A 15,114-nucleotide genomic window follows, 5' to 3' on the forward strand; every position below is an offset into this window, starting at 1 on the left:
TTGGAGTGTCGAAGTGACCACCGCGACAACAACGCTCTACCCGCCCGAAGGTTTCGGTGCCCCCAAGGACCGGCGCGGCCACGCGCACGGCATCCCCGGGTTGCCGGCCGGTACCACCATCTTCTCGGCTGACAACCACATCTCGGTAGCCGAGGACATCTTCTTCGACAAGTTCCCCGAGGACCTCAAGGGCGCGGCCCCGCGCATCTGGTACGAGGACGGTGCCTACATGGTGGGCATGAAGGGGAAGACCTGGGTCGGCGGCGATTTCGGCCGCGTGCTCATGCAGTACGACGACCTCGCCGGCGCGGCCACCAACAACATCGAAGCCCGAATCCGACAGCTCGCGGAAGACGGCATCGACAAGGAGCTGGCCTTCCCGAACGCGGTGCTGGCCCTGTTCCACTACCCGGACAAGGGTATTCGCGAGCGGGTGTTCCGGATTTACAACGAGGTCATGGCCGACCTGCAGGAACAGTCCAAGGGCCACTTCTACGGTGTCGGCCTGATCAACTGGTGGGACCCCAAGGGCTGCCGGAGCACGCTGGAAGAGCTGAAGTCGTTGGGCCTCAAGACGTTCCTGTTGCCGCTGAACCCGGGCAAGGACGACGAGGGCAACATCTACGACTACGGCAGCGCCGAAATGGACGCGGTCTGGGATGTGATCGAGGAGGTCGGCCTGCCGGTCACCCATCACATCGGCGAGACCCCGCCGAAGACCCCCTGCGAGAACAACAGCGTGGTGGTCGGCATGATGGTCAACGTCGACTCGTTCCGTGAGCAGTTCGCCAAGTACGTTTTCTCCGGCATCCTGGACCGCCACCCGTCGCTGCAGGTCGGCTGGTTCGAGGGCGGAATCGCCTGGGTGCCAACGGCACTGCAGGACGCCCAGCACCTGCTGGCTTCCTACCGGCACATGTTCAACCACGAGCTGGCCCACCCGGTGCGGCATTACTGGGACAACCACATGATGGCTTCGTTCATGGTGGACCCGCTGGGCCTGAAGCTGATCGACGAGATCGGCGTCGACCGGGTCATGTGGTCCAGCGACTACCCGCACAACGAATCCACCTACGGCTACTCGGAGAAGTCGCTGGCGACTGTGGTCGAAGCGGTCGGCCCGGAGGACGCGGTGAAGATCGTGAGCACTAACGTGCAGCGGTTCCTGGGGCTGCCCACGCGAGGAGCAATTGGGGAAAAGGAGTGACCACGTCGACGGATGCGGGCGTCACCCAGATCGCCCGGACCGGGTATACGTGGCTTGACATTCCTGCCGAGCCCGACCTCGGCCGGATGCGTCGGGAAGTCAGTGCGCGCTTGCGCGCCGCGATGGCCGATCAGTGCGTGGATGCCCTTGTGCTGCTGGGCAACAGCAACGTCATGTACGCCACGGGCATCGCCTGGCCGCTGGCGGATGCAGGACTGTCGCACGTGGAACGGCCCATCGCGATTGTGCTTGCCGACGACGAGCATCCGCATCTGTTCCTGCCGTTCCGTGAGGGCGCGGCTATGGAGTCGGACCTGCCGGACGATCACCTGCACGGGCCCGTCTACCTCGAATTCGACGAGGGCGTCACTGAATTCGCCAAGATCCTGGCCGGCTTGGTGCCGGCCGGTGCGACCATCGCGACCGACGAATTGACCGGGGCGATGCGGCGGGCCGGCAGTGCGCTGTTCCCCATCGCGCCGGTGGATGCCGCCCCGGTGATCGGTGCGGCGAAACTGGTCAAGACCATCGACCAGATCGCCTGCATCCGACGGGCCTGCCAGATCACCGAGCAGGCCATTGCCGAGATTCAGAAGTCGTTGGCACCAGGCGTGCGGCAGATCGATCTGTCTGCCGAATTCGTCCGCCGCACTTTCGAACTCGGCGCGACGACCAATATGTTCGACTCGATCTGGCAGGTCATGCCCGCCTCGCGGGCGGAGGGCACCTGGACCACCACCGGGGATTTGGCGCTTCCGCTGCTGACCTCCGAGCGTGAGCTCCAACAGGGCGATGTGCTGTGGACCGACGTGTCCATCGCCTATAACGGCTACTGCTCCGACCACGGGCGTACCTGGATTGTCGGGCAAGACCCGACGGCGGTTCAGCAACGGCAGTTCGACAAGTGGAGTCGGGTCGTCGACGGGGTGCTCGCGGTGACCAAGGCCGGTGCGACCTGTGGTGACCTGGGTCGCGCCGCGACCGCGGCCGCCGGCGGAGAGAAGCCGTGGCTGCCGCACTTCTATCTGGGTCACGGCATCGGCACCAGCGCGGCCGAAATGCCGATGATCGGAACGGATCTCGGTCAGGACTGGGATGACAACTTCGTCTTCCCGGCCGGCATGTTGTTGGTGTTCGAGCCGGTGGTATGGGAGGACGGCACCGGCGGCTATCGCGGCGAGGAAATCGTGGTGGTCACCGAGGGCGGCTGGATGCCGCTGACCTCATATCCGTACGACCCCTACGAGGTATCCAATGGGAATTGATATCGAGGCCGACGGCCGGGCACTGCGCTTCAGCCGCCGGGAGCGTGCGCTGGCGCAGATGGAGGAACACGACCTCGACCTGCTGGTTCTCGGCAGGCAGGCCAACGTCCGTTACGTCTCCGGTGCCCCGCAGCTGTGGGTGGTGGGTACGCGACCGTTCGGGCCGATCTGTACGTTCGTCCGGGCGACCGGTGAGATACACCTGAACAGCACATGGGACGAGGGCATTCCCGAGGAGATCCCGCACGAGAATCTCTACGGCTTTGCCTGGAACCCGATGACTCTGGTGGGCATACTGCAGAACATCAAGGGTGCCGATACGGCGAAACGAGTCGGAACCGATGCTCTGACACCGACTTTCGCCAAGCTGCTGGCCATGGCCTTCCCGAATGCCGAGTTGGTCGACGGTGAGCTGGCGATGCGCGCGGCCCGCCGGATCAAGACCCCGGAAGAGATCTCGGCGCTGCGGCGGGCGCTGGCGGTTGCCGAGCAGGGGCTGGCAAAGGGCGTCGCCGAGCTGACTCCGGGAACAACCGAGAAGAACCTCGCCGGTGCGATCCTCGAGGCCGAAGCTGCTGGAGGGGTGAGCACCCCGGCGACGCAGGACGCCGCCTGGGTTACCTCGAAGGACCATCCTTGGCGGCGAGCCGAAGGCGACGGCCGAGTGCAGGAGGGCGACCTGGTGGCTCTCTCGGCGGGTGTGCTTGCCGACGGTTATGTCGCAGAGGTCGTGCGCACGGTCTATGTCGGCGAGCCGACGGACGCCGTTCGGTCGTTGTACCGACGCCGGGATGACCTGTGGGACAGGCTGGTTGACGCCTGCCGCCCCGGCAAACCGACCAGTGCGCTGCTGGACGCATACGAGCAGGCGGGTGAACGGTTGCCGGCGATGCCGGTGGCGCACGGCCTCGGACTCGGATTCGACCCGCCGGTGGTGTCGCAGAACCTGCGGGCCACCGCAGAAGCGGAGACCCTCGAGGAGGGCATGGTCCTGGCCGTCACCGGCTACGTCTGGGAGCAGGGCGTTGGCGCGGTGTTCACCCGAGATGCCGTCGTCATCGGTGCGAGTGGTCCCGAAGTGCTGACCCAGGCCCCAGCGGGCAGTGGTGTCGTCGCTGCCGCCGGTTGACCATTCCTTTCGAGAACGCCACTGCTGCAAAGGAGCTGATTGATGGCGGACCGTCCGACCCCGGAAGAGATCATTCTCTACGAGAAGGACCCCAAGACCAAGATCGCGACCATCACGTTCAATCGGCCGGATTTCCTCAACGCGCCGACTTCGATGGCCCGGTTGCGGTATGCCGATATATTGCGCGCGGCAAATGCTGACAACGACGTCAAGGTGGTGATCATCCGCGGCGTCGGGGACAACCTGGGCAGCGGCGCGGATCTGCCGGAGTTCATGGAGGGCAACGACAATCCGGCGGTGCGACTGGCCGAGCTGCGACTGGAGGATGACGGCGTTGGCGAGGTTAGTTACCCCCCTAAGGGCACCTTCCGTAACGGCGCGACCATCAGCGCGTGGTACGCCAACTCCCAGGCCGGAAACCGGGCGCTGCAGGACTTCAAGAAGATCAGCATCGTGGAGGCCAAGGGCTACTGCTACGGCTGGCACTTCTACCAGTGCGCGGACGCTGATCTGGTGATCTCGTCGGACGACGCGCTGTTCGGGCATCCGTCGTTCCGGTATCACGGCTGGGGGCCACGGATGTGGACCTGGGTTCAGATGATGGGGCTGCGCAAGTTCCAGGAGATGGTCTTCACCGGCCGGCCATTCACCGCTGCCGAGATGTACGACAGCAACTTCCTGAACAAGGTCGTGGCCCGGGATCAACTGGAGGCCGAGGTGCAGAAGTACGCTTTGGCTTGTGCCCGGAACCGACCGGTGGACACCGTCTTTCAGCAGAAGATGTTCTTCGAGATCTTCAAACAGCAGCAGGGCGAGTACATGGGCAGCCTGCTCACCGCGTTCTTCGAGTCGATGGGCAACGGTGTTGCCAACGACAGCGACGACGACCTGGATATGTTCGAGTCGATCGATTCCGGGCTGTCGGCCGCAGTCAACGACAACGACAGCAAGTTCCCACCCGACTTCCGGTTGTCCAAGAAGAACCGGGCGAAACCTGAATAGGGATATGACAGCACCACTTGACGGCTACACCGTCATCGACTTGTCCAGCGGAATCGCTGGCGGCTACTGCACCAAGATTCTGGCCGACGGCGGCGCCGACGTGATCAAAGTCGAGGCACCGGAAGGTGATCCGCTGCGGCGGTGGTCGGCCTCGGGTGCCGATTTCGACGGTGACGGTGCGCTGTTCAATTTTCTGGCCGGCGGTAAGAAGTCGGTGGTGGCACCTGGCGGCCAGTCACTCGATCAACTGATCGCCGGTGCTGACGCGGTGGTGTGGTCCCCGGAATCTGCTGTCGCCCAGCAGGTATCGCCGACCGAGCTGTTCGAGCGCCATCCCCACCTGATCGTCACCGCCATCACCCCGTTCGGCCTGGACGGGCCGTGGCATGACCGGGCGGCCACCGAGTTGACCCTGCAGGCCTGGTCCGGCGGCGTGATCGGCATCGGCCGGGGCTGCCAGGACCGGGCCCCGGTATCCATCGGCGGGCAGGTGGGCAACTGGGTGACCGGTGCCTATGCGGCGGCGTTGACGCTGGCGTTCCGGACCCGCGCCCTGCGCGACGGACACGGCGAGCTGATCGACCTGTCCATGCTGGAAGCCGACGTCCTCGGTCTGACCTACTACCCGGTGACCTACTTCGAGATGCTGGGTCGGCCGTGGCGTACCGAACGCAAGCCCACCGTGCCCGGCGTCGCGGAGGCCGCCGACGGTCTGGTCGCATTGGGTTGCGGCACCGCGCAGCAGTGGTGGGACCTGTGTGCCATGTCGGGCCATGACGAGTGGATCGACGAGACCTCCGAGCTCACCATCACCGAGCAGGCCAATCTGCACGCCGAGGAACTCTACGAGTGGGTGCGGGCCCAGAATGTCGACGACGTCCGGGATCTGGCCTCGGCGTTCCGGATTCCCAACTCGCCGGTCGGCAACGGTGAAAACGTCACGACGATGGATCATTTCGTCGAGCGCGGTGCCTTCGTCACAAATCCGCATTACGGGTTCACCCAGCCGACCTACCCGTACCGACTGAGCGGTGTCACCCTTCGGGAACCGGCACCTGCGCCCCAGCTCGGCGAGCACACAGACGGCCTCGCGGTATCGCAGCCGCGCCCAGAGCCTGAGGGCAAGCCGGACCAGGATCGGTTGCCGTTCACGGGCCTTCGGGTGCTGGACATGACGACGTTCTGGGCCGGCCCGTCCGGCACCCATCTGCTGGGCATGCTCGGTGCCGATGTGATCCACCTCGAGTCGACCCCACGCCCCGACGGCACCCGGCTGATCGCTGGAATTCCGGCTTCGGTCGAGCAGTGGTGGGAACGCTCGCCGATCTTCAGCGCGCTCAACACCAACAAGCGTGGGCTGACCGTCGACTTCCAGACCGACGAGGGACGGGATGTGTTGCGGCGCCTGGTCGCAACCAGTGACGTGGTGGTGGAGAATTTCACCCCGCGGGTTATCGATCAGATCGGTATGGACTTCGCCTCACTGCGCGAGATCCGCGACGACATCATCATGCTGCGGATGCCCGGTTTCGGGTTGGACGGGCCGTGGCGGGACAACCCGGCATTCGCCTATGTCATCGAGGATGCATCCGGATTGAGCTGGCTCACCGGGTTTCCAGACCGCACACCCTTCGAGCCGTACTCGGTGGGTGACCCCAACGCCGGCATCCACGCGGTCAGTGGTCTGTTGCTGGCGCTGGAACACCGGCGCCGGACCGGTGAGGGGGTGCTGGTGGAGGCCTCGATGGTCGATGCGGCGCTCAACATCGCCGCCGAACAGGTCATCGAGCACTCCGCGTACGGCGCTCTGCTGCAGCGCGACGGCAACCGCGGACCGACCGCGGCACCGCAGAACATCTACCGCACCAACGAGATCGACGAGTTCGGCCGCGATGACAGCTGGGTGGCCATTGCTGTGCAGACCGACGCGCAGTGGCACGCGCTCTGCGGTGCGCTCGGTGATCCAGCGTGGGCGGTCACATCATGGGACGCCGCAAGCCGGCGGGCCAATCACGACCTGATCGATGAGAACTTGGCAGCCTGGTGCCGCGCGCGCTCTGGCGACGAGATCGTCGAAACTCTCTGGCCGGCAGGCGTTCCGGTGGCCAAGGTGATGCAGCCGCACCGCCAGACCGAACTGGCTCAGCTGGAGCACCGTGGATTCTTCGAGCACGTCGGCCACCCGGTCAACAGCCCCGCGTCGCACAGCACGCTTCCGGTGAACCTGGCCAACGGCCCGAGTGCCTTCCACCGGACGGCCGCACCGTTGCTCGGCGAGCACAACCACGAGCTGCTGGCCGAACTGGGCCTGTCTGACGACGAGATCGCCGTGCTGGCCGAAAAGGGCGTGATCGGCACCCAACCCAGGCGCTGATGCCGCTAGCGAACCGGCGGTAGCACGGCGCCGACCAGGGTGTGCTGCCACCGGTGAATTCTTCGAAATGTGTGACGGCGTAGACAGATTGGTTGGAGCGCAACGTGCCCCCGGGGCGGAAGGCCTGAGTTACAAAGCCTGAACCCCCGCGGAAAAGTTCCGCGGGGGTTCAGGGATATCCAATTGAATTACTTCAGGCAGCTACCTGCGTCGACCGGCAGCGTGACGCCGGTGACGTAGCGGGCCTCGTCCGAGGCCAGGAACAGCACCGCATTGCTGATGTCGATGGCGTCCACCCACGGGATGGGCAGGGTGTGGAACATCTGGCAGATGGGGGCCATGTCGTCCGGACCCGGGTTCTCCAGGTCGGGGCGGAACATCTTGAAGGTGCCCTCGTTGTGCAGCATCTGGGTGCTCACGTGCGTCGGGTGCACGCTGTTGCAGCGAATGTTGTGGTGGCCCAGCTCAACTGCGAAACCGCGCATCAGGCCGACGACGCCGTGCTTGGCCGCTACATAGTTGCCGCAGTGCGGGTAGGCCTTGAGGCCGCCGACCGAGCTGGTCAGGATGATGGAGCCGCCGCGGCCGCCGGCGATCACGTGGGGGACAGCGGCCTTGACGGACTTCCAGACGCCCGACAGGTTGATGTCGATCATCTCGTCCCAGTCCAGCTCGCTGGTCTCGTGCAGGACGTCGCCACCGTTGCCGATGCCGGCGTTGGCAACGATGATGTCAAGCCGTCCAAGCTGTTCCACGCCGCCGTCGACGGCGGCCTTCACGGCTTCGGCGTCGCGGACGTCGACCTCGGCGGTGACGATACGACGGCCCAGGTTCTTGACCAGGCTGGCGGTCTCGGCGAGATCATCGGGGGTGGAAGCCGGAATGGCGGTCTCCGTACCCGGGCGGATGGGCCCACAGATGTCGATCGCGATGATGTCGGCGCCTTCTTCTGCCAACCGCACCGCGTGGCTGCGACCCTGTCCGCGGGCCGCGCCCGTGACAAATGCAACCTTTCCTTCTACGCGTCCTGCCATCGTGGACTCCCTTGCTCCCTGCTGGTGATGGATGTGGCTGTTGCACACGCTTACGCACGTGCCGCTGAGCACATGCTCAGCACTCTGTCATCGGTGGTCCATTGTGTCAATGCCGACCGTCGATTGGGGTGGTTTGTACTGTTCGCTTAGAAATCGGGTGAGTGCCTGCGGTCTGGGCTGGTCCGCTGACTTTTATCGAAAGATGCACCGCGAGTGCAATTTTGAGCGAGCGTCACACGGTCGCCGCAATTAGAGAAGGTGAGGGACGAACGGCGGCAGATCCATGGTGGTGACGATTCCCGGGGCCGCCACACATACGTACGGCACCGCGTTGACCGCCCGGTTGGCCGTGTAGGCCGGGGATATCTCGGCCATCCGGTCCAACGGGATGGGCATGTGCAGGTCGACTTCCAGAGGTGCGTCTCCGGCCACCGAGATGTGCCAACCGGTGTCGTGCAGGTCCCAGTCCTGCTCTAGGTCGCGGGTGCAGCACCAGGTCGCGCGGAACCGCATCAGGGTGCGTCCGTCGCGTATACCGGAGATGGTTATCCGTTGTGCAGCAACAGTTCCAGCGGCTAGGGTTCCGGCGGCAATGGTGGTGTCGCGGGCTGCGGTGCCCAGCTCGCCGCCGGCCTGAACCGAATCCAGCGGCAGCCCAACGGCATCGGCGACCAGTTGCAGCGACGGTCCGAAGCTGCCTCGCAGATAGTCGGCCCGGAACTGCTCGAATGGACCGGCGGGCTTGCCGAATCCCATCAAGTCGAACAGTAGCTCGGGCGAATTACGTTGGGACAGATCGGCGTACTCGTCGATGAACAGGGCGTCCAGGCGCCGCTGTACGGAGGTGAGTACCAGCGGCACGGCCTCGGTGATGAAGCCAGGGCTGCTGCCGGTGCTGTGCACCGAGGTGCCCCCGGCCCGGCAGGCCGCCTCGACCCGATCGCGTACTGACGGGTCCATCGAAGCGGGATGGTGGAACAGTCCACAGGTGGTCACGACGTTGCTGCCGGACTGCAAGAACGCGCAAATCTGGTCGATGTCCGGGGCAGCCGGCATGTACAGGATGCAGTCTGCGGCCGCAGCCAGGATGCCTTCGACGCGGTTGGTGGCGAGGGTGCCCGTGTCGGCGACGTCGCAGATCGAACCGGCATCGCGGCCGACCTTTGCGTCTCCGTGTACGTACACACCGGCCAGCTGCAGCGCTGAATTCTCGATGACGGCACGTAGCGAGCGGGTGCCGATGGTTCCGGTGGACCACTGGACGACGCGCAGCGGTCGGACTTGTTCGACGGGTATGAGACCGGTCACTCGCCCAGTGTAATTAAAATTCTCGCTGACGAGAACGCGATTCTCGAGTTAGCTGTCGGCAAATCCGTGGGCACAGAAGTCCCACACTTCGTCCGAGGTGATCGGCTTGACAGTGGCGTCATCAGAGCTGCTGGACTGCGCGACGAACATGACTGTCTGCATGGTCATGGCTGCCATGCGCTTTGCGTTGATGCCAGGCCGCAGCACGCCGGCCTCGGAAGCCTCCTCCATCAGCTCGGTCAGCAGCGCCAGTAGCGGCGCGTGAGCCACCTTGACCTCGGAGGGGTGCGAAACCAGCAGACGGGGTGCGAAATCGGTGAACAGCGGCCGGCGGGCCATCGGATCTGGTCGCGACGACTCGAACAGCAACTGGATAGCCACCTTCAGCCGTTCGATCGGGTCGGTCTGGCTGGCGGTGGCCGCACGAATCTGGTCGGCCGAGCGACTGAGCGCATCCTCGAACAGCGCGAGCAGGAGCTCGTGTTTGCCGTCGAACTGCAGATAGAAGCTCCGCAGTGACTGCCGGGAGCGGTCGACGACCTCCTGGACAGTGAAATCCGTGCTGCCCTTCTCGATGATGATGGCCTGCGCCGCATCGAGGAATCGCTGCACCCGCTGCGCGGCGCGCAGCTTGGCGGTCTTGATGGAGCGTTCGACCGCGCGCTGCTTCCAGGCGGGCTCTTCGCTGGCGTTGCTCACCAGCGGCTCAGCTGCAGGTTGGTCGGGTAAAGCATGGATGAACTGTACCGGAGGACGCCTTGCCATAGGTGTGCCAGACCCCCTCGCGACCAACGTGTCTGAGATTGTAACTTTCTCATGCTGAGAATAGTATTCTCATTCACGTCATAACAGAAGGTTTGCGCGAATAAGGAAACTTCCGCATCGGGACGGTCTGACCGCTTGCCTGTCTGGGTAGGGCGACCGCACGTACGCGCGTCCCACGGGAGGATTCTGTGCAACTCACCTTCGATGCGGACGTTGAAGCCTTCCGGGCCGAGTTCGTGGACTTCCTGGACGAGCACCTGCCCGCTGACGCCGAGGCGGTGGAACGTTCCAAATCGACCGCCCACATCCCCGGCTGGGCCCGGCAGTGGCAGCGCACATTGTTCGACCACGGTTGGCTGCTGCCGGGATACCCGCCCGAGTTCGGCGGTCGCAACGCAAACATCCTGCAGCAATACGTGTATCAGGTGGAGTTGGCCAACCGGCGGATCAGCCACAGCTTCAACCCACAGGGCGTCGGCATCATCGCCGCCTCGCTGATCACGTTCGGAACACCTGAGCAACAACAGAAGTGGGCGGTGCCGATTCTGCGTGCAGAGTTGACCGCCAGCCTCGGCATGAGTGAACCGAGTGCCGGTTCGGACCTGGCATCGCTGCGCACGCGAGCGGTGCGGGATGGAGGCCACTTCGTGGTCAACGGTCAGAAAGTGTGGACCTCCGGCGCTAACGACGCCGATGTGATCCTGACCTTCGTGCGTACCGACCCAGACGCGCCGAAACACAAGGGAATCAGTGTGCTGCTGATCCCGACCGATCTGCCTGGCGTGGTACGACGGCCTTTTGCGATGGCATCAGACCGTGACGACCTTGACTTCAATGAGGTCTTCTTCACCGATGTCCGGGTGCCTGTAGAGAACCTGGTAGGCCCGCTCAACGGTGGGTGGACGGTGGCCAGCGGGTCGCTCGGACATGAGCGAAACATGTTGTGGCTCAGCTACGCCGACCGGCTGGACGACCTGCTCGCCGACTGGACACCGGAGACGGTGACGCACCTGGATCAGTACGCGACCTTGGTGATGGACGCCTACGCGCTGCGAGCGTTGGGTTCGTCTGTACTGGCCGCTGCCGCCCGTGGTGAAGAGGACACGGGCACGGTATCGGTGCTGAAATTGATGGGCTCAGAGGCCGGTCAAGCCGCCACCGAGCACGCGCTGGACGCTGCCGGTCTTGACGGCCTGACACATCCGGCACTGACGTCGCCCTACGTGCCGTTGAGCTTCGACGGGTACATGGGCAGTTGGTTCGACCGGTACGTCCGGACTTTCGCCGGGACCATCGCGGGCGGGACGTCTGAGATTCAGCGAAACATCATCGCCCAGCGGGTACTGGGGTTGCCGCGCTGAAGCTGCCAGTAGATGGCGCCGACTCCGCGGCTACGGCGCCATCCATTCGGAAGTGTGCACCGTAGCCGCAGAGTCAACAGGGTTTACAGCTGGACCAACCGTGGGGCTGAGCCGCGGGCCCGCAGGCCGGCGCCGGCCTTGCGAGTGAGTTCCTTTGAGCTGCCCAGCAATCCGTCGAGCACCAGGGCCCGCTTCACATGGACGTGCAGTTCATGCTCATCGGTGAACCCGATGCCGCCGAGCACCTGCTGGCAATGTTTGGCTGCGGTCAGCGCGGCCTTACCGGCGGCAGCCTTGGCCAGCATGGCAGTCAGGTCCGGGCTCTCATCACCGGGCAGCTGGAGCGTCGCCTCGGCGCCCTCGATGGCTACCAGGGTCTCGGCCAAGCGGTGCCGGATGGCCTGGAACGACGCGATGGGCTTACCGAACTGCACCCGGTCCAGCGCATGTTGCCGTGCCAGCGCCAGCATCGCCCGCGCCGACCCGACCAGCCACCAGCCCAGTGCGCGACGGGCCTCGCCCATCCGCATCAACTCGCCGTCAGGCACCTGCCGCAGCGGTAGCCCGCCCAGTACGGCGCTTGACTGAGTAGTGCTGCGTTCCCAAATGACCCAGCCACCACCGGCATACGGCATCGGGGGAGTGCCACCGGGCAGACCACCGATGGTCTCCAGCAACACGTCGTTTATGACCGAAGCGTGCGAACCGGTTTCGCCCAACAACCGGAACACCATTGGGATGGCGACGTCGGGCAGCTCGGACAGCATGTCGGCCCAGCCGAGGTCGGCCAGTGCCGCTTCGAGTTCGGCACCCGACGTCGACAGCATGGTCTTGCGCAGCGTGTCCTCGAGCAACTCGAGTGACTGGTTGTCCAGCGCCTCCATGGTCACTCCTTCCCCAGATCGAGCAGTCGACGGGCGATGATGTTGCGCTGTACCTCCGCGGTGCCGCCGTAGATGGTGGCCGCCCGCGAATACAGGAACTCGGTTCGCCAGTCGCCGTCTTCGAATTCGATGATGGCGGGCAACAGATCTCGAGCAGTGTCGTACAGCCGTTGCTCGGCGGTAGCCAGCAGCACTTTGTCGATCGAGGTATCCGGACCCAGCTTCTGGCCTTCAGCGAGCCGATTCTGGGTGATCCGGGACCGGCAGCGCAGGGTGTGCAGAGCCAGGAACGCCTCGCCCAGTTCATCGTCGATCACCTGGCCGTCGCCGCGCACCTCGCCGATCAGCGCGTCGAAACGGGAATACAGGTAGGCGATGCGCTGCCAGAAGCACGTGGACCGCTCGTAGGGCAGCAGGTCCATGGCCAATTTCCAGCCGTCGCCGGGCTTTCCGAGCATTCTGGAGGAATCGACCTCGACGTTGTCGAAGTACACCTCGCAGAACTCATCGACGTCGTGCATGGTGTGCAGCGGCCGCACGGTGATGCCGGGCGAGTCCATATCGACGAAGAAGGCGGTGATCGCCTCGTGGTTCGGCGTCGACGAGTCACCGGTACGCGTCAGCAGGATGCACCGGTGGGAGAACTGGGCGAAGCTGGTCCACACCTTCTGGCCGTTGATGATCCACTTGTCGCCCTGCTGAACCGCGCGCGTGGTGATGGACGCCAGGTCGCTACCCGAGCCGGGTTCGGAAAACCCTTGGCACCACTGCTCTTCGCCGCTCAGCAGTTTGGGCACCATCTCGGCAGCCAGTTCGGGACTGGCGTAGTCGATCATGGTGGGCGCCAGCACCTCGAGCATCGAGTAGGGCCCCGGCTCAGCCAGCCTGCGGCCCACCACTTCCTCGCCGACGATGGCCCGAAGCACGTCCGGGCCACCGAGTCCGCCGGCGTGCTCAGGCCAGCCGTAGCGGCTCCAGCCGGCGTCGTATAACGCCTTCTGTGCCCGCGCGAACTGACGCATGTGCCCTTCCAACGAATGATCTTCCGGGGGCGTCAGATCATTTTCGGCGAGCCAATCCCGAAGCGCGGTACGGAAGGTGGCGGGGTCATGCAGGTCGGTCATTTGTCTGCGGCTGCCTGGCCGGCAGGCCGGCCGATTGCATGCGGCTTGCCGTGATCGTGCGCTCCGCTGCGCCGGATGAACGTCATGGCGCGGGTTTTCAGCCGCCAGCCCGCCTCTGTGCGCAGGTAGGTGTCGCGGTAGTAGCCGATCCGCATGTCATGTGCCGAGTGCTCGATGAAGCACAGCGTCTGGGTGCCGGTGGCGGCATTCGGATCGTCGGCGTCGAACTCGACCAGCGGAGTGCCGGTCATGAACAGACCCTTGGGTGCGGCGTCGACCAATACCGGAAAGCGATCCAGAACGTAGGTATCGCCGAAGGCGCTGTAGGTACCGTCCGGGGTGAAAACACTGACCAGACCGTCGATGTCGCCCTGGGTGATGGTCACCGCATATTTGGCGAGCAGTTGCTGGATCTCGACCAGATCGTCAGTTCTTGTTGGCGTACTCATTCTTGTAGACCTTACCGCCCTTCATTACAAAATTCACGTGTTGTGTAACGGTTATGTCCTGTAGTGGGTCACCTGGGACCGCGATGATGTCGGCCAGCAGTCCCTCGGCCAACCGTCCTCGGTCCGTCGCGTTGATCAGATCAGCCGCGATGGTGGTGGCCGATCGCAGCACTGCGGCCGGCGGCATACCCCACTCGACCAGGGTGACCAACTCGTCGGCGTTCTTGCCGTGCGGGATGGCCGGCGCATCGGTGCCTACCGCGATCTTCACGCCCGCCTCGTACGCCGCCTTGATAGACGTCTCGGCCTTCGGGAACATCTCAGCGGCCTTGTCCTGCAACACCTTCGGTGCGTGTGAGACGTCCATGGCCTGAGCCAGCCGGCGAGTGGTGACCAGGAAGCGGTCGCCCGCGACCAATGCCTGGATGGCCTCGTCGTCCATCAGGAAGCCGTGCTCGATGCAGTCGATCCCGCAGGCCACGGCATGCTTGACGGCCTCGGCGCCATGGGTGTGGGCCGCTACTCGCAGTCCGCGCCGGTGTGCCTCGTCGACGATGACACGCAGTTCCTCGTCCGAATAGTGTTGCGCGCCGGCCTCACCCGTGAGTGACATGACGCCGCCCGAGCAGCACACCTTGATCAGCTGGGCACCGTGTTTGATCTGGTAGCGCACCGCCTTGCGGATCTCGTCGACCCCGTTGGCGATGCCTTCTTCGATGGTCAGCTCCAGCACGCCGGGCATGAATGCTGCGAACATGGTCGGGTCCAGATGTCCGCCGGTGGGCGTAATGGCGTGGCCCGCAGGCACTATGCGCGGGCCCTCGATCCAGCCCGAATCGATGGCCTTGCCCAGCGCCACGTCGAGCAGATAACCACCGGTCTTGACGAACAGACCGAGGTTTCGCACCGTGGTGAACCCCGCACGCAGGGTGCGCCGGGCATTGCCCACCGCGCGCAAGACGCGGGTCGGGGGATCGTCCTGCACCTGGGACAGCCCCGGGTTCTCACCGCGGCCACCCATGAGCAGGTTGACTTCCATGTCCATCAGGCCGGGCAGCAGGATCGAATCGCCGAGATCTATGACCTCAGAATCGTCAGGAATCGGGCCGCCTATGCCGACTATGCGGTCTCCGTCGATACGGACAATGCCGGGACGAATGATCGTCCCGGCATCGACATCGACCAGACCCGCGGCTTTGAGGGTCAGCACGA

13 protein-coding genes are annotated in these 15,114 nt (G+C 64.6%); 6 read left to right on the forward strand and 7 right to left on the reverse strand.

All coding sequences use genetic code 11. The features are described 5' to 3' along the window. Positions 1 to 13 precede the first annotated feature (13 nt). Genes M2432_RS14295 through M2432_RS14315 form a run of 5 tightly spaced genes read left to right on the forward strand, consistent with a single transcriptional unit; the run spans position 14 to position 6,977 of the window. On the forward strand, positions 14 to 1,207 hold the full coding sequence (locus M2432_RS14295; protein WP_280827472.1) for an amidohydrolase family protein: 1,194 nt from the start codon (positions 14 to 16) through the stop codon (positions 1,205 to 1,207). Beyond that, complete coding sequence (locus M2432_RS14300) at positions 1,204 to 2,472, forward strand: Xaa-Pro peptidase family protein (protein ID WP_280827473.1); 1,269 nt, start codon at positions 1,204 to 1,206, stop codon at positions 2,470 to 2,472. The genes M2432_RS14295 and M2432_RS14300 overlap by 4 nt, the downstream gene beginning before the upstream one ends. Beyond that, entirely contained in the window at positions 2,462 to 3,601 is a 1,140-nt protein-coding gene (locus tag M2432_RS14305) for a M24 family metallopeptidase (protein WP_280827474.1), read from the forward strand. Before M2432_RS14300 ends, M2432_RS14305 begins: the two co-directional genes overlap by 11 nt. Positions 3,602 to 3,643: 42 nt before the next feature. Continuing rightward, positions 3,644 to 4,603, forward strand: a complete 960-nt coding sequence (locus M2432_RS14310) for an enoyl-CoA hydratase/isomerase family protein (protein WP_280827475.1) — start codon at positions 3,644 to 3,646, stop codon at positions 4,601 to 4,603. Positions 4,604 to 4,607: 4 nt separating this feature from the next. Next, positions 4,608 to 6,977 (forward strand): CoA transferase, encoded by a 2,370-nt coding sequence (locus M2432_RS14315; RefSeq protein WP_280827476.1) that lies wholly within the window; start codon positions 4,608 to 4,610, stop codon positions 6,975 to 6,977. A gap of 188 nt (positions 6,978 to 7,165) precedes the next feature. On the opposite strand, the gene M2432_RS14320 is transcribed toward M2432_RS14315, so the two are convergent. From M2432_RS14320 to M2432_RS14330, 3 genes are all read right to left on the reverse strand, one after another. Beyond that, positions 7,166 to 8,011: a mycofactocin-coupled SDR family oxidoreductase gene (locus M2432_RS14320; protein WP_280827477.1), complete on the reverse strand. Its 846-nt coding sequence runs from the start codon at positions 8,009 to 8,011 to the stop codon at positions 7,166 to 7,168. Positions 8,012 to 8,260: 249 nt separating this feature from the next. Then, positions 8,261 to 9,319: a dihydrodipicolinate reductase gene (locus M2432_RS14325; RefSeq protein WP_280827478.1), complete on the reverse strand. Its 1,059-nt coding sequence runs from the start codon at positions 9,317 to 9,319 to the stop codon at positions 8,261 to 8,263. A 48-nt stretch (positions 9,320 to 9,367) separates the two neighbouring features. Next, on the reverse strand, positions 9,368 to 10,018 hold the full coding sequence (locus M2432_RS14330; protein WP_280827479.1) for a TetR/AcrR family transcriptional regulator: 651 nt from the start codon (positions 10,016 to 10,018) through the stop codon (positions 9,368 to 9,370). A gap of 254 nt (positions 10,019 to 10,272) precedes the next feature. Here M2432_RS14330 and M2432_RS14335 point away from each other — a divergent pair, with 254 nt between their 5' ends. Beyond that, a complete protein-coding gene (locus M2432_RS14335) occupies positions 10,273 to 11,445 on the forward strand; it encodes an acyl-CoA dehydrogenase family protein (protein WP_280827480.1) in 1,173 nt (390 codons plus the stop codon). Positions 11,446 to 11,528: 83 nt separating this feature from the next. Here M2432_RS14335 and M2432_RS14340 read toward each other — a convergent pair whose 3' ends face one another. Genes M2432_RS14340 through M2432_RS14355 form a run of 4 tightly spaced genes read right to left on the reverse strand, consistent with a single transcriptional unit; the run spans position 11,529 to position 15,112 of the window. Next, complete coding sequence (locus M2432_RS14340) at positions 11,529 to 12,329, reverse strand: acyl-CoA dehydrogenase family protein (protein ID WP_280827481.1); 801 nt, start codon at positions 12,327 to 12,329, stop codon at positions 11,529 to 11,531. A 2-nt stretch (positions 12,330 to 12,331) separates the two neighbouring features. Further along, positions 12,332 to 13,453, reverse strand: a complete 1,122-nt coding sequence (locus M2432_RS14345) for an acyl-CoA dehydrogenase family protein (protein ID WP_280827482.1) — start codon at positions 13,451 to 13,453, stop codon at positions 12,332 to 12,334. After that, positions 13,450 to 13,902 (reverse strand): nuclear transport factor 2 family protein, encoded by a 453-nt coding sequence (locus M2432_RS14350; RefSeq protein WP_280827483.1) that lies wholly within the window; start codon positions 13,900 to 13,902, stop codon positions 13,450 to 13,452. The genes M2432_RS14345 and M2432_RS14350 overlap by 4 nt, the downstream gene beginning before the upstream one ends. Continuing rightward, positions 13,880 to 15,112 (reverse strand): amidohydrolase family protein, encoded by a 1,233-nt coding sequence (locus tag M2432_RS14355; RefSeq protein WP_280827484.1) that lies wholly within the window; start codon positions 15,110 to 15,112, stop codon positions 13,880 to 13,882. The genes M2432_RS14350 and M2432_RS14355 overlap by 23 nt, the downstream gene beginning before the upstream one ends. Between the last annotated feature and the right edge of the window lie 2 nt (positions 15,113 to 15,114).

The organism is Mycobacterium sp. OTB74 (genome assembly GCF_029892685.1).
In the GTDB taxonomy this organism is placed as follows: domain Bacteria; phylum Actinomycetota; class Actinomycetes; order Mycobacteriales; family Mycobacteriaceae; genus Mycobacterium.

What these genes read in the sequence shown, in the direction of transcription:
- M2432_RS14340 (WP_280827481.1), bottom strand. Translation starts at nt 12,329, where the DNA reads ATGGAGGCGCTGGACAACCAGTCACTCGAGTTGCTCGAGGACACGCTG.
- M2432_RS14315 (WP_280827476.1), top strand. Translation starts at nt 4,608, where the DNA reads ATGACAGCACCACTTGACGGCTACACCGTCATCGACTTGTCCAGCGGA.
- M2432_RS14305 (WP_280827474.1), top strand. Translation starts at nt 2,462, where the DNA reads ATGGGAATTGATATCGAGGCCGACGGCCGGGCACTGCGCTTCAGCCGC.
- M2432_RS14345 (WP_280827482.1), bottom strand. Translation starts at nt 13,453, where the DNA reads ATGACCGACCTGCATGACCCCGCCACCTTCCGTACCGCGCTTCGGGAT.
- M2432_RS14320 (WP_280827477.1), bottom strand. Translation starts at nt 8,011, where the DNA reads ATGGCAGGACGCGTAGAAGGAAAGGTTGCATTTGTCACGGGCGCGGCC.
- M2432_RS14350 (WP_280827483.1), bottom strand. Translation starts at nt 13,902, where the DNA reads ATGAGTACGCCAACAAGAACTGACGATCTGGTCGAGATCCAGCAACTG.
- M2432_RS14310 (WP_280827475.1), top strand. Translation starts at nt 3,644, where the DNA reads ATGGCGGACCGTCCGACCCCGGAAGAGATCATTCTCTACGAGAAGGAC.